The organism is Pseudomonas sp. 2848, assembly GCF_003253945.1.
In the GTDB taxonomy this organism is placed as follows: domain Bacteria; phylum Pseudomonadota; class Gammaproteobacteria; order Pseudomonadales; family Pseudomonadaceae; genus Aquipseudomonas.
In genome coordinates this window covers 70,920-88,122 of the sequence record NZ_QKZD01000005.1, presented here as the reverse complement: position 1 = coordinate 88,122, position 17,203 = coordinate 70,920, and the positions used below count along the sequence as shown (strand labels likewise).

At 66.1% G+C, this 17,203-nt stretch carries 14 protein-coding genes and 3 pseudogenes; 8 read left to right on the top strand and 9 right to left on the bottom strand.

The genetic code is table 11. From position 1 onward, the window contains the following. Positions 1-115 precede the first annotated feature (115 nt). From DFS21_RS11610 to DFS21_RS11600, 3 genes are all read right to left on the bottom strand, one after another. Positions 116-415, bottom strand: a complete 300-nt coding sequence (locus DFS21_RS11610) for a hypothetical protein (RefSeq protein WP_110699221.1) — start codon at positions 413-415, stop codon at positions 116-118. Between the two features lie 108 nt (positions 416-523). Continuing rightward, positions 524-1,876, bottom strand: a complete 1,353-nt coding sequence (locus DFS21_RS11605; protein WP_038706074.1) for a GntP family permease — start codon at positions 1,874-1,876, stop codon at positions 524-526. Between the two features lie 114 nt (positions 1,877-1,990). After that, positions 1,991-2,530, bottom strand: coding sequence for a gluconokinase (locus DFS21_RS11600; RefSeq protein WP_102685267.1), 540 nt, complete (start codon positions 2,528-2,530; stop codon positions 1,991-1,993). Positions 2,531-2,737: 207 nt separating this feature from the next. On the opposite strand from DFS21_RS11600, the gene DFS21_RS11595 reads away from it, so the two are divergent. Then, complete coding sequence (locus tag DFS21_RS11595) at positions 2,738-3,757, top strand: LacI family DNA-binding transcriptional regulator (RefSeq protein WP_038706075.1); 1,020 nt, start codon at positions 2,738-2,740, stop codon at positions 3,755-3,757. Positions 3,758-3,861: 104 nt separating this feature from the next. Continuing rightward, a pseudogene (locus DFS21_RS26905) lies at positions 3,862-4,197 on the top strand (RHS repeat-associated core domain-containing protein); the annotation flags it as partial. A 594-nt stretch (positions 4,198-4,791) separates the two neighbouring features. On the opposite strand, the gene DFS21_RS11585 reads toward DFS21_RS26905, so the two are convergent. Further along, positions 4,792-5,682, bottom strand: coding sequence for a bile acid:sodium symporter family protein (locus tag DFS21_RS11585; RefSeq protein ID WP_110699219.1), 891 nt, complete (start codon positions 5,680-5,682; stop codon positions 4,792-4,794). Between the two features lie 172 nt (positions 5,683-5,854). Between DFS21_RS11585 and DFS21_RS11580 the strand changes: the two genes are divergently transcribed. Beyond that, positions 5,855-6,733 carry a Dyp-type peroxidase gene (locus DFS21_RS11580; RefSeq protein WP_046855724.1) on the top strand — a complete coding sequence of 293 codons (879 nt, stop codon included), beginning with the start codon at positions 5,855-5,857 and terminating at the stop codon, positions 6,731-6,733. A 78-nt stretch (positions 6,734-6,811) separates the two neighbouring features. Here DFS21_RS11580 and DFS21_RS11575 read toward each other — a convergent pair whose 3' ends face one another. The 5 genes and pseudogenes from DFS21_RS11575 to DFS21_RS11555 all read right to left on the bottom strand — a co-directional run bounded on the left by DFS21_RS11575 (position 6,812) and on the right by DFS21_RS11555 (position 11,685). Further along, on the bottom strand, positions 6,812-8,098 hold the full coding sequence (locus DFS21_RS11575; RefSeq protein ID WP_256591373.1) for an alginate export family protein: 1,287 nt from the start codon (positions 8,096-8,098) through the stop codon (positions 6,812-6,814). Positions 8,099-8,266: 168 nt separating this feature from the next. Next, positions 8,267-8,835, bottom strand: a pseudogene (locus DFS21_RS11570) (SDR family oxidoreductase); the annotation flags it as partial. Continuing rightward, positions 8,796-9,242 carry an SDR family oxidoreductase gene (locus DFS21_RS11565; RefSeq protein ID WP_256591372.1) on the bottom strand — a complete coding sequence of 149 codons (447 nt, stop codon included), beginning with the start codon at positions 9,240-9,242 and terminating at the stop codon, positions 8,796-8,798. The pseudogene DFS21_RS11570 and the gene DFS21_RS11565, both read right to left, overlap by 40 nt. A gap of 8 nt (positions 9,243-9,250) precedes the next feature. Next, positions 9,251-10,069: a molybdenum cofactor biosynthesis F family protein gene (locus DFS21_RS11560; protein WP_110699715.1), complete on the bottom strand. Its 819-nt coding sequence runs from the start codon at positions 10,067-10,069 to the stop codon at positions 9,251-9,253. Between the two features lie 128 nt (positions 10,070-10,197). Then, on the bottom strand, positions 10,198-11,685 hold the full coding sequence (locus DFS21_RS11555; protein WP_111532351.1) for an aldehyde dehydrogenase family protein: 1,488 nt from the start codon (positions 11,683-11,685) through the stop codon (positions 10,198-10,200). Positions 11,686-11,928: 243 nt separating this feature from the next. Between DFS21_RS11555 and DFS21_RS11550 the strand changes: the two genes are divergently transcribed. The 5 genes and pseudogenes from DFS21_RS11550 to feaR all read left to right on the top strand — a co-directional run bounded on the left by DFS21_RS11550 (position 11,929) and on the right by feaR (position 17,128). After that, positions 11,929-13,098: a p-hydroxyphenylacetate 3-hydroxylase oxygenase component gene (locus DFS21_RS11550; protein WP_111532350.1), complete on the top strand. Its 1,170-nt coding sequence runs from the start codon at positions 11,929-11,931 to the stop codon at positions 13,096-13,098. Positions 13,099-13,171: 73 nt separating this feature from the next. Next, a pseudogene (locus tag DFS21_RS11545) lies at positions 13,172-13,681 on the top strand (flavin reductase family protein); the annotation flags it as partial. Between the two features lie 254 nt (positions 13,682-13,935). Continuing rightward, positions 13,936-15,435: an APC family permease gene (locus tag DFS21_RS11540; protein WP_111532349.1), complete on the top strand. Its 1,500-nt coding sequence runs from the start codon at positions 13,936-13,938 to the stop codon at positions 15,433-15,435. Further along, complete coding sequence (locus tag DFS21_RS11535) at positions 15,416-15,979, top strand: DUF3156 family protein (RefSeq protein ID WP_111532348.1); 564 nt, start codon at positions 15,416-15,418, stop codon at positions 15,977-15,979. Before DFS21_RS11540 ends, DFS21_RS11535 begins: the two co-directional genes overlap by 20 nt. Positions 15,980-16,156: 177 nt before the next feature. Further along, complete coding sequence (gene feaR / locus DFS21_RS11530; RefSeq protein ID WP_256591338.1) at positions 16,157-17,128, top strand: transcriptional regulator FeaR; 972 nt, start codon at positions 16,157-16,159, stop codon at positions 17,126-17,128. The last annotated feature ends 75 nt before the right edge of the window (positions 17,129-17,203 follow it).

The window sequence follows — 17,203 nt, the reverse complement described above, 5'->3', positions numbered from 1 at the left end:
TTTCGCGTCTTTGGGGCTGCCATGCAGCCCATCGCCGGCAAACCGACGATGGGCTTGACTGGCTGCCAGGCCAGGATTTTGCTACAGCGCTGAGTAAAGCCCGCTTCCACAAAGCTCAGGGCTTGCCGCCGTTGCCTGACCCTGCGCCATCACGCCCCATCCCCTCCGAGCCGCTGTCCCCCATCCCCGGCAGATCACGATCATCGTTCTGCTCGGCTGGCGGGCTGTCCGGGTCATTGCCTTTGATCCGCGGGTCGGTATCCCGTGGCATGGGCTTTTCGATCGGGTTGAGGGTGCTGTCCACGCCGGGCTTGGGCGCCGGATTGTGCGGGTCGTCAGGGTAGGTGGCGCCGGTACCGGCGGCGAAGGCCAGGGGCGAGGCGAGCAGGGCGGCAAGCAGGAAGGAACGGTTCATGCGGGCAAGCTCCTTTGCGATGACAAGAAGTCGGCCCCGCCTGCGCAGGGCCTCGTTCTCATATGGGCCATGGCCCCATCAGCAAGGTGCCATCACGGCGACCAACGGTCACACCACCATCGACAGCAGCATGATGAAGATGATGCCGACCACCGAGAGGATGGTTTCCATCATGCTCCAGGTCTTGAACGTCTCGGCCACGGTCATGTTGAAGTACTGCTTGACCAGCCAGAAGCCGGCGTCGTTGACGTGGGACAGGATCAGCGAGCCGGCGCCGGTGGCCAGCACCAGCAGTTCGCGGTTGACGCCCGGCACCAGGTCGATCACCGGGGCGACGATGCCGGCGCCGGTGATGGTGGCCACCGTGGCGGAGCCGGTGGCGATGCGGATCACCGCTGCCACCAGCCAGGCCAGCATGATCGGCGAAATCTCGGCCTGCACCGCCATCTGCCCGATCACGTTGCCCACGCCGGTGTCGACCAGCATCTGCTTGAAGCCACCGCCAGCACCGACGATCAGCACGATGGCGGCGGTGGGGGCCAGGCTCTGGTCGAGCATCTTCATGATCTGCTGGCGGTTGAAGCCACGGGCCGAACCGAAGGTGTAGAAGGCCAGCAGCAGTGCGGCGAGCAGGGCGGTGATCGGGTGGCCGATCAGGTCCATCCACTGACGCACGATGTGCTCGGCCGGTAGCACCACGTCGGCGAAGGTCTTGAGCAGCATCAGCACCACCGGCAGCAGCACGGTGATCAGGGTCACGCTGAAGCTGGGCAGGTTCTGCTGGTTCGACTCGCGGGCGATCTGGTCCATCAGCTCCTGGGAGGGGTTGCCCGGGATGTAGCGCGAAATGAAATTACCGAACAGGGGGCCGGCAATCACCGCCGTGGGCAGGGCCACCAGCAGGCCATAGAAGATGGTCTTGCCGATGTCAGCGTGGAAAATGCCGATCGCCAGCAGCGGGCCCGGGTGCGGCGGTACCAGGCCGTGCACCACCGAAAGGCCCGCCAGCAGCGGGATGCCGATCTTCACCAGCGACACGCCGGAGCGGCGGGCGACGATGAACACCAGCGGGATCAGCAGCACGAAGCCGATCTCGAAGAACAGCGGGATGCCCACCAGGAAGGCCGCGAACATCATCGCCCAGTGCACCTTCTGCTTGCCGAAGGCGCGGATCAGGGTCTGGGCGATCTGGTCCGCGCCGCCGGAGTCGGCCATCAGCTTGCCGAGCATGGTGCCCAGGGCCAGGACGATGCCGACGAAGCCGAGCACGCCGCCGAAGCCGTCCTGGAACGACTTCATCACCTTGGCCACCGGCATGCCGGAGGTCAGGCCGAGAAAGCCCGCGGCTATGGTGAGGGCGACGAAGGGATGGACCTTGAAATGGGTGATCAGCAGGATGAGCCCGACGATGGTGACCAGCGCGTCGAGTAGCAGGAAGGTATCGGTAGCCAGTCCGAACATGGTTCGTGAACCTCGGTCTTTTCGTTGTTGTTTTGGTATCGCGTGTCTTGCGGTAATCAGCCTTGAGAGGCCTGGAGACAGCGCTGTCTTTGGTGAGCCGGAAAAACCGCCGGGTCAGGCAGTCCGCGCCAGCGCCTGCTCACCGCAAGGCTTTAGCCACTGATGCACGTCCTCGGCCAGCGTGGGCAGCGGGCGGGTGGCGTCCAGGGCCAGGGTCAGGGGCTCTGCGTGCGGCGGCTCGAGCGCTGCGAACTGGCTGTCGATCAGGCTGGCCGGCATGAAGTGACCGGGGCGGGCCAGTACGCGTTTCTCGGCTTCCTGCGGGGTCAGCTCGAGGAACACGAAGCACAACTCGGGCACGGCCAGGCGCAGGGTGTCCCGATAGCGGCGCTTGAGGGCCGAGCAAGTGAGGATCGGGCGTTCACCGGCGGCGAGGGTGGCCTGCAGCTCTTCGCCCAGGCGCACCAGCCAACCGGCACGGTCGTCGTCGTTCAGGGGAATGCCGGCGCTCATCTTGGCGATGTTGGCGGCGGGGTGGAAGGCATCGCCTTCGATCAGGCGGCCGCCGCTGCGGGTGGCAATGGCAGCGCCGACGCTGCTTTTACCGCAGCCGGCCACGCCCATGACCACGATCGCGGACAGGGAAGGGTTCATCTGTACCTCCTGCTGGGTGAGATAGCGCTGTCTCGGTCGGGACGAGCCGAACACCATGCACCACCCTCCCGGGTGTTATTGATCTTGTCTTTGGCAGTATGGACGCTGAACGCATGCCTGCTACCAAGATTGCATTGCCTGCATCCAGAGACAGCGCTACCTTAGTGACCGTTCCCCATTCCTGCAAGTAGTAAAATTACAATACTCATGTCCCGTACTGGCTCGCGTACTACCGGTCGTCCCACCCTGGCGGAAGTCGCCAGGCTTTCCGGGGTTTCCCCGATCACCGCCTCCCGCGCCCTGCGGGGCGTCAGCACGGTCGCGCCGGAGCTGGCGCAGAAGGTCATGGCCGCGGCGTCGAGCCTCGGCTATGTCGCCAACCCGGCCGCCCGTGCCTTGGCGTCGGCGCGCAGCCAGTCGGTGGTGGTGTTGATCCCCTCATTGTCCAACCAACTGTTCATCGACACCCTCGAGGCCATTCACGAGGTGATGCGCCCCCGTGGCCTGGAAGTGCTCATTGGCAACTATCACTACGATGTCGCCGAGGAAGAGAACCTCATCCGCAACTACCTGGCCTACCAGCCGTGCGGCGTGCTGCTCACCGGCTTCGAGCGCAGCGAGGCCTCGCGGCAGATGCTGGCCGCGAGCCAGGTGCCGTGCGTGCACATGATGGAGCTGGGCGGCGAGGGCGATGCCTTGTCGGTAGGGTTCTCCCAGCACGCGGCCGGGCGCGCCGCGGCGCGGCACCTGATCGAGCGTGGCCGCCGACGCCTGGGGTTCATCGCCGCGCAGCTCGACCCTCGGGTGATGCAGCGCGCCGAAGGTTTCCGTCAGGCCCTCGCCGAGGCCGGTCTGCAAGCCCCCGAGCTTGAAGTGCTCGACCCACAACCTTCGTCCATCGGCCTGGGCGGCACGCTGTTCAGCCGCCTGCTGGCCAAGGCGCCGGATGTCGACGGCATCTTCTTCTGCAACGACGACCTGGCCCAGGGCGCGGTGCTGCAGGCCCTGCGTGAAGGCATCGAAGTGCCGCGCCGGGTGGCGATGGTCGGTTTCAACGACCTGCCGGCCTCGGCGCACATGGTTCCGCGTCTGACCTCGATCCGCACCCCGCGCGCGGCGGTCGGGCGCGGCGCAGCGCAGGCGCTGCTGGCGTTGCTCGATGGCAAGCGGGTGGCTACCGGTCAGCAGGACTTGGGCTTCGAGCTGATGGTCAGGGAGAGCTCCTAGCACGCTTGGCTGGGGACGTTCATTGATGGGATTGGCCTGTTATTTTTACCAGTTTCGTCCTTCTTGCAGGCCGGTCATCCTTTCCGGAGACAGGGAGAGGACCAATGATGGCAGAAACTTGTTTATTACAGGTGGACTACAGCGGTACTGTCACCTACGCCCACACCAACTCAGGCGATGTGGGCCTGGCATATAGCGTCTACGGCCTGGATGCCGCATCTTTGATTCGCGCACCTTACTTGAGGTTCAACGGCCAATGCCTTGAATTGGCTTTTGGTTACTATCTGCTGGGAAAAGGCTACCGGGGATACCATCCGGTGCTCATGCGTTTCAACTCGCCGGACAGCTACTGCCCATTTGGTCCCGGTGGATTGAACGCTTACACATACTGCGCTGGCGACCCAGTTAATCGCTCAGACCCATCCGGACATGTGGGGCGCACCAAGTCAGCGGTTAACAAACTGTTCAGACAGAAAGCAGACAATGGCAAACCGACCCTTTCAGGCTTTCGACGCCTGTTGGAGGAGGGCGAGCGACGGCCCGCATTCTCTGCCGGGGTACTTGCGATACCTAGCGCTCCTGTCATGGATGATTCAAGTTGGCGCGGCTCGCAAACATTAATTGCATCCGACTACACACTCAGCGCGCCGCCGGTAGCTGAATTTGTCAGGCGTGGTTCGAGCGCTTCACAGGAATCGGAGCACGTACCTTCTGCTCCCCCCGTGAGCGAGTTTGTGCGGCGAGCCTCGTTGGTATCGATTATCTCGAACTACTTACCCTCAGCTCCGATGTCCGAAGGCCCTCCAGATCAAGTGCGGGAGGCGCCTGTGGCGGTTCACCCACACGCCTCAACAAGGACTGCGCTGATCTTGATCGCAGGGCTTGGACAACAAGTGAGAGAGGCTGATTGAACCTGCCTGCGTAAAACGGATAGCACCCTGCACGATTCGGATACCTCCACCCAGGGACATAACCTGACCCGGCTTGAACAATAACGATCGAGGCTCTGGCCATGTCCCTGGGATTCGTCTATCTCACGATGGCTGCTCTGCCACGTTCTCCAGTGCTTGCCCGCGGCTGACCCACCAGCCGAACCCAGCCGCGGTGAAGAACATGATCAGGCTGTAGATCGCCGCCGGCACCGCCATGGTCGCGTTGTTCAGCAGCGACGGGCTCAGGGCCAGCGCGATGGCCAGGGTGCCGTTGTGGATGCCGATCTCCATGCCGATGGCGATCGCCTGGCGTTTCGGGATGTTCAACAGGCGTGGCACCCAGTAACCCACGCCAAGGCTGAGCAGGTTGAACAGCAACGCGGCGCCACCGACGATCGGCGCGTACTCGACCACGGTCTGCCAGTCCTTGGCCAGGGCCAGGACGATGGTGAAGGCCAGGAACAGCGCCGCGACGATCTTCATCGGCTTCTGCATGCGCGCGGCGAAGCGCGGCGCCCAGTGACGGATCAGCATGCCCAGGGCCACCGGCAGCAGGACGATGGCGAACACCTGCATGACCTTGGCGAATTGCAGGGGGATGGCCTGGTCCGATGCCATGAACCACATCAGCGACAGGTTCACCAGCAGCGGCATGGTGAGGATGGCGATCAGCGAGTTGACCGCGGTGAGGGTGATGTTCAGCGCCACATCGCCGTGGGCCAGGTGGCTGAACAGGTTGGCCGTGGTGCCGCCGGGCGAGGCGGCCAGCAGCATCAGGCCCACCGCCAGCGCCGACTCGAGGCCAAGGCCGTTGGCGATCAGGAAGCACACCAGCGGCAGCAGCAGGATCTGGCAGGCCAGGCCGATCACCACCGGCTTGGGGTACTTCACCACCCGGGCGAAGTCGGCGAGGGTCAGCGACAGGCCCAGGCCGAGCATGATGATGCCCAGGGCCAGCGGCAGGAGGGCGGTGAGCAAGGGGGAGGCGGTCATCGGCGGTCTCTCGGGCGAAGGATCCCGAGGAGTATAGGTGGGTGCGCAATGATAGCTATCGTGTCTGGACGATCTTGGTAACCGTTTGTTACTGGCCTGGTGACGCCATGTCGCGTTGCGATGCCGGGCCTGTGGCAGTAGCATTCGCGCTTTTGCCGAGGATTAGCCCGTCATGCCGTTCCAGCAAGGTCTGCTTGCCACCCCGGTGCCGGCCCACGCCCGTCACCTGTTCTTTGCCCTCGATTCCCTGGAGGCGCTGCCCGCTGCACTGGACCAGCTGTTGCCGCAGGTCGATGGCCACAGCCTGATCCTGGCCGTCGGCGCTCCGCTGGCCAAGGCCCTGGGCCGTGAGGTGCCGGGCTTGCGCAGTTTCCCGCAACTGGACGCGGTGGTGGAGAACCCGGCGACCCAGCACGCCCTGTGGCTGTGGCTGCGCGGTGCCGAGCGCGGCGAGCTGTTCCTGCGCGCCCAGGCCTTGCAGCAGGCGCTGGCGCCGGCCCTGCGCCTGGTCGACAGCGTCGACGGCTTCCTGCACCGCGGCGGCCATGACCTGACCGGCTACGAAGACGGCACCGAGAACCCGGTGGACGCAGACGCCGTCGCCGCCGCCATCGTGCCGGGCGACATCCCCGGCCTGTCGGGTTCGAGCTTCGCCGCCTTCCAGCTGTGGAAGCACGACCTGGGCTACTTCAAGTCGCTGCCCCAGGCCGAGCAGGACAACATCATCGGTCGCCGCCTGAGCGACAACGAAGAGCTCGACGACGCGCCCGAGTCGGCCCACGTCAAGCGCACCGCCCAGGAGAGCTTCGCGCCCGAGGCGTTCGTGGTGCGGCGCTCGGTGGCCTGGACCGATGAACGTGGCGCGGGCCTGGCGTTCGTCGCCCTGGGCTTCTCGCTGGACGCCTTCGAGGTGCAGCTGCGGCGCATGAGCGGGCTGGAGGATGGCGTGGTCGATGGCCTGTACCGCTTCAGCCGGCCGCTGAGCGGCGGCTATTACTGGTGCCCGCCGCTGGGTGAGCAGGGCGCAGACCTGCGCCTGTTGCTGGGCTGACAGGCCCTCATCGCGGGGCAAGCCTGCTTCCACGCCTCGGGCCTGATGCCCGTCGGCGTGGGCTTGCCCCGCGATGACTCAGAACGGCACCGCCACCGTCAGTTGGCTGTAGACGTTGGTCCCGCTGCCCACCTGGTTGCCGCCATTGCTTTCATCCTTGCGCGGCTTGAACAACCCCAGCAGCGGGGTGACGATCAGGTGCTCGTTGACCGCCCATTCCACATACAGGTCCAGCTCCTGCGCATCGAGGTTCAAGGTGTCGCGGCTACGCACCGTGTCGAAGTCGAAGAACAGCGCGCCGAGGGTCAGATTGTCCCGTGGCGTGGCCTTCAGGCCGACATGGTGGATGCCGCTGTTGGTGTTGAATGGCCCGGCGTAGTTGCCGGCGACCTCGCCCTGGATCCAGGTGCCATAGCCGCTGGAAAGCCCTGTGAACAGCAGGTCCCAGCCTGCGGAGTAGCGGGTGTAGCGGTAGGTCAGCTGCGGCGCCCAAGGGGTGTCGGCGAAGGTGTAGGCCGCTTCGCCGTACCAGGCCGTCTCATTCCCCCCGCGCTTGTCCTGCCAGGCATATTCGAAGGCCAGCCGAGTGTTTGCCAGGCCCGCACTGCCTTCGCCCCGCACGCTGTATACATCCATGCCTTCGCGGGCCTTCTGGAACTCGCTGGCCCACTGGTCGGCCACGTCGATGCCGTGGATATAGGTCAGGCCCAGGGTACCCAGGTCGTGGGTGTAGTCCAGGGTGCCGGCCGCCAGCTCGGTTTCGGCCTGGGCGCGGTTGTCGGACTTGAGCCACAGCACCCTGCCATGCAGCCCCTCCTGGCCGCCCAGGCGCAGCACCGCAGTGCGGTCGAAGGCGTGGCGCGCGCCCAGATAGAAGCCGCCGCCACGGTTGAGCTGGCCGTCGGCCGGGCCCTTGCCGAGGTTGGGACCGTCGTCGTTGATCAGGAAGCCGCTGCCCAGGCGGATCACCTGGCGGCCGCCGGACAGGTCCACGCCATCCTTGCCCAGCAACGGGAACAGGTCGCCCGAGCGCCAGCCCAGGTAGGCGTCCTCGATCTTGGTGGTGCGTTCGGAGCCGTCCTGGTTGCCGCCGGCGTCGCCGTCGCCCCAGGCGCCTGAGCTGACCCAGTTGAGGGCGCCATACAGGCTGCCGTTGCCGGCCAGGCCCTGGTCGCCGCTGAGGCCGTACTTGATGAAACCTTCGCGCCAGGTCGAGCCACCGGGGGTGCCGTCGTAGTTGTGGCGGCTGTTGAACATGCCCCAGACCGCGAGCAGATCGGCGTTCAGGTGGCTGTCGTCGTCAGCGTACAGCTCGTAGGCCGGGCTGGCCTGGCCATGGACCAGCAGGGTCAGTGCCGTGGCCATTGCGGTGCGACGTGGAGTGAGACGCATGGATCGATCCTCGTTTTTTGTGTGCGGTCTTGAGTGCCGCGTTGTTGTGGAGGCAGTGTCGGAAGGCGACGGGCTATTAGCGCGTGGAACGCTGGCGGTGGTCTTGCCCGTGGCTGCCAGCGCTCTTGCATGTCGCCGCCATCACAGGCTCGCGGCGGTCTCCGGCAGGGTGGCACCGCCGTCGACCACAAGGGTCTGGCCGGTGATGTAGCGGGCGGCGTCGGAGGCCAGGAACAGCATCGCGGCAGCGATATCGGTGGGTTCTCCCAGTCGTCCCAAGGGCACGCCGGCGGCGATCCGGGCGTTCAGCCCGGTATCGCCGAGGTTGCCCATGGCCGGGGTGCGCACCATCCCCGGTTCCACGCCGTTGCATTGAACTGCGCCAGTTCCAGTGCGGCGTTGCGGATGAAGCCGTTGACCCCGGCCTTGGACGCGGCGTAATGGCTCAGGCCCGGATAGGCCACCCGCGGGCCGGTCACCGAGGAGGTGGCCAGCACGCAGCCGCCACCTTGGCGGCGGAACAGCGGCAAGGCGCCTTGGGTGAGCCAGAACAACGCCCCCAGGTTCACCGCCAGGGTCCGTTGCAGCAGCGCCGGGTCGATCTCGGCGAACGTGGTAAGCGGGAAGTACGCGGCGTTGTGCACCAGCACATCCAGGCGTTCCAGCTTGGCTAGCAAGGTGTCGATCGCAACGGGGTCGGCCAGGTCCAGCGTTTCCTCCCGCATTTCGTGACCCAGGACCGCAGCACCAGGCTGCCACGCCGCTCGCGCAGCAACGGCAGGCACGCCCGGGCGGTGTGGAAGGCGCTGTCGAGGTTGCTGCGCAGAGCCTCGCGCCAGGCGCTGTCGCTGGTCTGCTCGGAGGCGCCCAGGCCGTGGCCGCCGGCGCAGGCAATAACCGCGTCGAGGCCGTCGAAGCGCGCGCGTACCTGCTCGATGAACCCCGTCCAGTTGGCACTGTCCGCGGCATCGCCGGCCAGCACCAGGCCATCGCACTGCCGCGCGACGCGCTCCAGCGCCTCACGGCGGCGGCCCACCAGTGCCACCTGCCAGCCCTGGCGGGCCAGGCGCAGGGCGCAGGCTTCTCCGATGCCGCTGCCGGCCCCGGTGACCAGCACGCTGCGGTTCACTGCGCATGCTCCGTGCGGTTGAGCACTCGGCAATGGGATGACACCGGGAAGTTGGCCAGCGCATCGAAGCCGCCGCCCTGGTAGCCGAAGATCTTGCCGTCGCTGCGGTGCCGCGTCAGGTCGATCATCACCAGGCCCAGGGTGGGCACGATCTTCTCGCACCAGACGAACAGGTACAGCTGCTCGGCGATCTTGTAGTAGTACGCCCGGTCGGTGTCGCACAGGCCTTGCTCGACACCCTTCAGGCATTGCCAGCTGTAGTAGTCGGCATTCAGGTAGACGTGCTCGTATTCCTCGGTGGGGCTGTAGCGGTAGTGGTTGCGCAGGCCCACCAGTTCGGTGGTCGGCGCGTGGGGGCAGGCACCGGCCTGCCAGGGGTGGTCGAGGCTGCCGTGCAGGAAGCTGGCTTCGACGCCGGTCAGTGCTTCGCCGGCCAGGGCCAGGGTGTACAGGCCGCGCTGGGTGCGGGCCTGGTCGGGCAGGCGGCCGAGCACGGCGGTGAAGGCCTGCGCCAAGGTGTCGAGCACCAGTGACACCGACCAGGCCTGGCCGGCCTCGTGCTTGATGAAGTCGACCAGGTAGATACCGGGGCGCACCGAAGTGGCTCGGTAGTCGGCGCTGCCGCTGCTGTGGCCGTCCGCCGCGTGCCAGTGCAGGCGCTCGCTATCGAAGCGGTGCTCGATGATCCAGCCATTGGCGAAGTGCAGGGTGAGCGAGCGCCCGGACAGATCGGCCAGTTGCGGCAGGATGAAGGCCTCAGGTGCGAAGCCTTCGGCAAGGGCGCCCACGGTGATCCAGTCGGTTTGCTTCGGCATGTCGTTGACTCCTGTGTTGGGATGCTGCCCGGCATTTACGCGGTAGAACGCCGCCAGCGACGCCGGCACCTGCTGACTGAAGGCCTGCAGGCAGTAGTGGCCCAGGTCGTGGTTGGCGCTGGTCATGGTCAGTAGCGGATCATCACCGACTTCAGTTCGGTGAAGTCGTCGATGAAGGCCGAGCCGAACTCGCGGCCGATACCCGAGGCCTTGATGCCGCCGAACGGCACCGCCGGGTCGAGCAGGGTGTGCATGTTGACCCACAGGGTGCCGGCCTGGATTTCCGGGATCAGGCGCATGGCCTTGCCCAGGTCGTTGGTCCACAGGCTCGCGCTCAGGCCGTAGGGCGAGGCGTTCATCAGGTGGATCAGTTCGTCCTCGTGGTCATAGGGCAGAAAGGTCGCCACCGGGCCGAAGGTTTCCTGGTTGAGCAGAGTGTCGCCCGCGCTGTTGGCGAGAATGACAGTGGGCTCGACGAAGCATCCCGGGCCTTCGCCGATGCGGCCGCCATGGACGATGCGGTTACCCTCGGAGCGGGCGGTGGCGAACAGCTCGCCGAGCTTCTGCTGGTGCGGCTTGTTGGCTACAGGGCCGAACTGGGTGGCTTCGTCCAGGGGCGAGCCTATCTTCAGTTGGCCCAGGCGCTGGGACAGCGCGTCGAGCAACGGGTCAAGGCGTGAGCGATGCACGTAGAAGCGCTCGCCGGCGGCGCAGATCTGCCCGGAATGCAGGAAACCGGCCTCGATGATGCCGTCCACCGCCTTGTCGACGGCGACATCGGGCAGGAACGCCACGGCGTTCTTGCCGCCCAGTTCCAGGGTCGCCCGGGTCAGCCGGGCGCCCATGGCCGCCTGGCCGACGGCGATGCCGGTGGGCACGGAGCCGGTGAACGACACCTTGTCGGTGCCGGGGTGTTCGACCAGCGCCTTGCCCACCAGGCCACCACCGGTCAGCACGTTGAGGGCGCCCGGTGGCAGGCCGGCCTCGCTGGCCAGTTCGGCGATGCGCAGCAGGGTCAGCGGGGTGAATTCGCTGGGCTTGAGTACGATGCTGCAGCCGGTGGTCAGGGCCGAGGCCAGCTTCCACAGGGCGATCATGGTGGCGAAGTTCCACGGCACGATGCCCACCACCACCCCCACCGGCTCGCGCAGGGTAAAGGCGCTGTAGCGCTCGCCGGCGAAGGAGGGCAGCGACGGGGTGATGGTCTGGCCGGTGATCTTGGTGGCCCATCCAGCGTAATAGCGCAGGAAGTGCGCGGCCTGCTCCACCTCGAAGGCGCGGGCGATGCCGATCAGCTTGCCCGATTGCAGGGTTTCCAGTTGCGCCAACTCCTCGCGGTTGGCCTCCAGCAGGTCGGCCAGGCGCAACAGCACCGCGGCGCGGGTGGCGGGGCTGGTGCGCGACCAGTTGGCAAACCCCTGACGGGACGATTCGACGGCGCACTCGACATCGGCCAGGTTGGCGTCGGCGACCTGGGTGATGGCTTCGCCGTTGGCCGGGTTGTGCACGGTGATGCGGGCGCTGGATTGGCTGGGCACCGTTTCGCCGTGGATGTACAGGCCGTGGTCACGGGCGAGGAAGGCGCTGACGCTGGGGAGGAGGGGGATATCGCTCATGACAGGACTCCGGATGGGCCACAGCGGCCCGATTTGCGCAGGTTAGAGCGCGGCAAACCGGCGTTCTTGTCTGCCCATGCCAGCCACCATGACCTAGCCTGCCAGGCCCATGAAAAGTGCAATCCGAGGTGCGGAAGTTGCATTTTCCGGCCTGCCCACGGCTCCCATACTGACCCGGCATTCATCAGCGAACGCCCGCTTCCAGGCACTGTTCGCCAGGGTCCAATAACAATGAGCCAGACTATGAAAAAGCCAAACTCCCTGCTCGAAGACCTCAAGCCCCTGTTGCCGGCCATCGCCGCCCGCGCCGACCAGGCCGAGCGCGAGCGCAGCGTGCCCGCCGAAAACATCGCCGCGCTCAAGGCCATCGGCCTGCACAAGGCATTCCTGCCCAAACATTACGGCGGCCTGGAAATCAGCCTGCCGCAGTTCGCCGAATGCATCGCCGCGCTGGCCGGCGCCTGTGCCAGCACCGCCTGGGCGATGAGCCTGCTGTGCACCCACAGCCACCAGCTGGCGATGTTCCCGGCACGCCTGCAGGACGAGATCTGGGGCCACGATCCGGACGCCACCGCCAGTAGCAGCATCGCCCCGTTCGGGCGTACCGAAGAGGTCGAGGGCGGCGTGCTGTTCAGTGGCGAGATGGGCTGGAGCAGCGGCTGCGATCATGCCGAGTGGGCGATCATGGGCTTTCGCCGGAGCAACCCCGAAGGCGACCAGGACTACTGCTTCGCTGTGCTGCCGCGCAGCGACTACCAGATCCGCGACGACTGGTTCGCCGCCGGCATGCGCGCCAGTGGCAGCCGCACGTTGATCGTCGAGCGCGCCTTCGTGCCCGAACACCGCATCCAGAAGGCCCGGGACATGATGGAGGGGCAGTCGGCGGGCTTCGGGCTGTATCCGGACAGCACGATCTACTTCAACCCGTACCGGCCGTACTTTGCCAGCGGCTTCTCCACGGTCAGCCTGGGCATCGCCGAGCGCACGCTCGAGGTCTTCAGGGACAAGACCCGCAACCGCGTGCGCGCCTACACCGGCGCCGCCGTCGGCGCGGCCACCCCGGCGCTGATGCGCCTGGCCGAGTCCACCCACCAGGTCGCTGCGGCGCGCGCGCTGCTGGAAAAGAGCTGGGAGCAGATCGCCGAGTACAGCGCCCGCCACCAGTACCCGACCCGCACGGAGCTGGCCTACTGGCGCACCAACCAGGGCTATGCGGTCAAGCTGTGCATCCAGGCCGTGGATCGGCTGATGGAGGCGGCCGGCGGTGGCGCCTGGTTCGACGGCAACGAGCTGCAGCGGCTGTTCCGCGATGCGCACATGACCGGGGCGCATGCCTATACCGACTATGACGTCTGCGCGCAGATCCTGGGGCGGGAGCTGATGGGGCTGGAGCCGGATCCGGCGATGACCTGAGCTGCAACCGATGAACATGGCTGGAGCACTGTGAGAGCGACCCAGCCAGCCCATAACAATGATGGAGCCTTGCATGTCCATTCCCTTCGATAGCCGCGCCTTCCGCCGCGCCCTGGGCAACTTCGCCACCGGCGTTACCGTGATCACTGCCACCGACCCTTCGGGGCGCAAGGTCGGGGTCACCGCCAACAGCTTCAACTCGGTGTCTCTCGAGCCGCCGCTGGTGCTCTGGAGCATCGACAAGCGTTCCAGCAGCCATGCGGTGTTCGAGGCCGCCGGGCACTTTGCCGTGAATGTGCTGGCGGCCGACCAGGTCGACCTGTCCAACACCTTCGCCCGCCCCAGCGAAGACCGCTTCGCCGGTATCGAGCACGAGACCGGCGAAGGCGGCGCGCCCTTGCTGCCAGGCTGCGCGGCGCGTTTTCGCTGCGAGAAGTTCCAGCAGATCGACGGCGGTGATCACTGGATTCTCATTGGCCGGGTGCTAGCCTTCGACGACCTCGGGGGGGCGCCGCTGCTCTATCACCAAGGCGCCTATTCCAGGGTCCTGCCGCATGAGCTGATGGATCGATGCGCGCAGGGGTAACTGCGTCGAGGTGTTCGACGCCAGTGTTGCAGTGCCTGTGAGATCGAGCGCCGCCCGCGCGGCGCTCGATCTCAAGAGCGCTGCAAGGCTATCGTCTGGCACCTGGCAACACGGATCAAGGTCGGCGGCAGGCAGTGGCAAGACCTGCCTGGGTGGAGGCCGCAAAGTGGTGGGGAAGTCCCGGTGCATGCCAGCACTTGCGGCGCGCCGGGTAAGCGGTCATCTTTCTCTCGTCCACCCAGGGCCCACCCATGACAACCAATAATAAGCTCACCGAGCACCTGAACCGCGGCAGCGTCGGCTTCCCCACCGCGCTTGCCAGCACCGTCGGCCTGATCATGGCCAGCCCGGTGATCCTCACCGCGACCATGGGCTTCGGTATCGGCGGCAGCGCCTTCGCCGTGGCCATGCTGATCGCCGCAGTGATGATGCTGGCGCAATCGACCACCTTCGCCGAGGCGGCGGCGATCCTGCCCACCACCGGCTCCGTCTACGACTACATCAACTGCGGCCTGGGCCGATTTTTCGCCATCACCGGTACCCTGTCGGCGTACCTGATCGTGCATGTGTTCGCTGGCACCGCCGAGACCATCCTTTCCGGGGTCATGGCCCTGGTGAACTTCGAACACCTCAATACCCTGGCCGAATCGGCCGGTGGTTCCTGGCTGCTGGGGGTGGGCTTCGTGCTGGTGTTCGGCGTGCTCAACGCCTTTGGCGTAAGCGCCTTCGGCCGCGCCGAGGTGGTGCTGACCTTCGGCATGTGGACCACGCTGATGGTGTTCGGCGTGCTCGGCCTGATCGCAGCGCCCGCCGTCGAGCTGGAAGGGCCGTTCGGCGTGTCGCTGGTCGGCACCGACCTGATGACCATCCTGTCGCTGGTGGGCATGGCCATGTTCATGTTCGTCGGTTGCGAATTCGTCACTCCCTTGGCCCCGGAGCTGCGCCGGTCGGCCTGGGTAATGCCCAAGGCCATGGCGCTGGGGTTGTTCGGCGTGGCCAGTTGCATGTTCATCTACGGCGCGGCGATGAAGCGGCAGGTGGAAAACGTGGTGCTCGATGCAGCAAGCGGCGTGCACCTGCTGGACACCCCCATGGCCATCCCGCGTTTCGCCGAGCAGGTGATGGGCGATATCGGCCCGGTGTGGCTGGGCATCGGCTTCCTCTTCGCCGGCGCCGCCACCATCAACACGCTGATGGCCGGGGTGCCGCGGATTCTCTACGGCATGGCCGTGGATGGGGCATTGCCCAAGGTGTTCACCTACCTGCACCCGCGCTTCAAGACCCCGCTGCTGTGCATCCTGGTGGTGGCGCTGATCCCGTGCCTGCATGCCTGGTACCTGGGCGGCAACACCGACAACATCCTGCACCTGGTGCTGGCGGCGGTATGCGCCTGGAGTACCGCGTACCTGCTGGTGACCCTGTCGGTGGTGATCCTGCGCATCCGTCGCCCGGACCTGCCGCGGGCCTATCGCTCGCCGCTGTTCCCGCTGCCGCAGATCGTCTCCAGCATCGGCATCCTGCTGGGCATGTGGTTCATCACCCCGCCGGGCATGAACCCGGCCGATGTCTATGTGCCGTTCGCCGTGATGCTTGGCGCCGCCGCCGTCTACGCGCTGTTCTGGACGTTGTGCGTGCAGAAGGTCAACCCGTTCCGGCCGGCCAGGGTCGAGGATGTGCTGGAGAAGGAGTTCGCCGCCGAGCCTGGTCAACCTCATAGCGAGCAGGTGCGCCATGTCGGCAAGCTGGCTTGAGCGCCTGAGCGGGCCACGTGCTCCGGCCGGGTATCGGCCCGGGGCTACCCTGGCGCGTCTGGGGCGCAATCTCGGATTGGCGGATTTGCCAGCCGCGGCATCCTTCGCCTACCGCAAGGATGGTCCGCGTATCGAGGTGCGTGAGCGCACCGAAAGCCACCTGTTGATGCATCTGGTCATGTGCGAGTTCATCCTGCGCGTGCCAGCCAGTGGCCAGGGCACGCTTCGCGCCGAACTGCACCACACCGGTATGCTGCGGCGCAGCGGACTGGGCTGCCGCCTGCGGGGCGGCGACCCGCTATTGTTCGAGGCGCTCGAGGCGCGCCTCGCAACGCTGCAGGCCAGCCTGATGCCCCTGGACTTCCAGCGCCTGGCCATCGAATGCCGCGACGGCCAGTGGCAGGTGATCCTGGAGCACATGGGCGCCAGCGAAGTGGTCAACCGGATGCCGGCCTTGCGTCGCTACATCCCCCTCTCAACCGAACAGCGCCACCATCTCTGGCTGGCGTTCGACGCGCTGGCGTGCGCCCTGCGCGACCTCTGACTCCAACTCATCTCTGTAGGAGCGGCTTTAGCCGCGATCACCCGCAAAGCGAGTGCCAGGCACCGCGATACCTGCATCGCGGCTGAAGCCGCTCCTACAAGAGAAGACGGTTGTACCTTTATTGATAACATGTTAACAATTACCTCCATAACAACAACCGTTGCTGTGGAGGTCGCAATGCCCATGCCCCAGCCCGTTTCAGTGCACAGCCCAAGCCCGGCCCAGGACGGCCTGGAGCGCTGGACGACGGCCATGCAGAAAGTCTGCGGCCAGTTCCAGACCGAACTTGCCTTCAACCGCTCGCTGTTCATCGGCGAGATATCGACCTACAACCGCGCCGGCCTGGCCCTGGCCAATCTGCGCACCAATGCCGGCAATATCCGCCGCCTGGGCGACAACCCCGACCGCGACGACGACCAGCATTGCTTTCTGGTCAGCCAGCGCATGGGCTACTCGCAAATCACCCAGGGCGGCGCGAGTATCCAGCTTTCGCCAGGCGAGCTGCTGTTGATGGATTCGGTGGGCCCGTGCGAGATCACTCCGTTCGGCCTGATCGAGCATGTTTCGCTGTCACTGTCCCGCGAGCAGGTGCGCAAGCATCTTGCGAAGCAGGGCGCGACCTTCGGCAAGATCTCCTCGACCAACGCCTGCGGGCGCATGCTGCACCTGCTGATGGACCAGCTGTGCCGTGAAGGCGACGAGGCCGGGGCAACCCAGGGTGAGGCGCTGCAGGCGGCGTTCATCGCTCTGCTGGAGCCGGGCTTCGAGCGCGGTGATGACAACCCCGGCTCGGTGGCCGGGCTCGGCGGCGTCAGCCTGCGGGGCTATGTGCAGAAGGTCATCGACGAGTCGCTGGGCCAGCCGGGGTTGACCCCGGCAAACCTGGCCGAGCGCCTGAGCATTTCGGTACGCCACCTGTACCGGTTGTTCGAGGAGGAGGGTGACAGCGTGTGCCGCTACATCCAGCGCTCGCGGCTCAAGCGCAGCGCCGATGATCTGTCCAACCCGTTCCTCAAGCGCGAGTCGATTACCTCGATCGCCTACAAGTGGGGCTTCACCGACTCGGCGCATTTCAGCCGGGCGTTCAAGAAGCAGTTCGAGCAGTCGCCGAAGGATTTCAGGGCCATGGCGTTGACGGCAGGGCGCTAAAAGCATCGCCGGCAAGCCGGCTTCCACAGGGCTATGCGTCCTCTGTGGAAGCCGGCTTGCCGGCGAAGCGGTCGC

Excerpts from the sequence above, each read along its gene's own strand:
- DFS21_RS11535 (WP_111532348.1), top strand. The coding sequence starts at position 15,416 with ATGTCGGCAAGCTGGCTTGAGCGCCTGAGCGGGCCACGTGCTCCGGCC.
- DFS21_RS11550 (WP_111532350.1), top strand. The coding sequence starts at position 11,929 with ATGAAAAAGCCAAACTCCCTGCTCGAAGACCTCAAGCCCCTGTTGCCG.
- DFS21_RS11605 (WP_038706074.1), bottom strand. The coding sequence starts at position 1,876 with ATGTTCGGACTGGCTACCGATACCTTCCTGCTACTCGACGCGCTGGTC.
- feaR (WP_256591338.1), top strand. The coding sequence starts at position 16,157 with ATGCCCATGCCCCAGCCCGTTTCAGTGCACAGCCCAAGCCCGGCCCAG.
- DFS21_RS11580 (WP_046855724.1), top strand. The coding sequence starts at position 5,855 with ATGCCGTTCCAGCAAGGTCTGCTTGCCACCCCGGTGCCGGCCCACGCC.
- DFS21_RS11560 (WP_110699715.1), bottom strand. The coding sequence starts at position 10,069 with ATGCCGAAGCAAACCGACTGGATCACCGTGGGCGCCCTTGCCGAAGGC.
- DFS21_RS11575 (WP_256591373.1), bottom strand. The coding sequence starts at position 8,098 with ATGGCCACGGCACTGACCCTGCTGGTCCATGGCCAGGCCAGCCCGGCC.
- DFS21_RS11600 (WP_102685267.1), bottom strand. The coding sequence starts at position 2,530 with ATGAACCCTTCCCTGTCCGCGATCGTGGTCATGGGCGTGGCCGGCTGC.
- DFS21_RS11595 (WP_038706075.1), top strand. The coding sequence starts at position 2,738 with ATGTCCCGTACTGGCTCGCGTACTACCGGTCGTCCCACCCTGGCGGAA.
- DFS21_RS11540 (WP_111532349.1), top strand. The coding sequence starts at position 13,936 with ATGACAACCAATAATAAGCTCACCGAGCACCTGAACCGCGGCAGCGTC.
- DFS21_RS11555 (WP_111532351.1), bottom strand. The coding sequence starts at position 11,685 with ATGAGCGATATCCCCCTCCTCCCCAGCGTCAGCGCCTTCCTCGCCCGT.
- DFS21_RS11585 (WP_110699219.1), bottom strand. The coding sequence starts at position 5,682 with ATGACCGCCTCCCCCTTGCTCACCGCCCTCCTGCCGCTGGCCCTGGGC.
- DFS21_RS11610 (WP_110699221.1), bottom strand. The coding sequence starts at position 415 with ATGAACCGTTCCTTCCTGCTTGCCGCCCTGCTCGCCTCGCCCCTGGCC.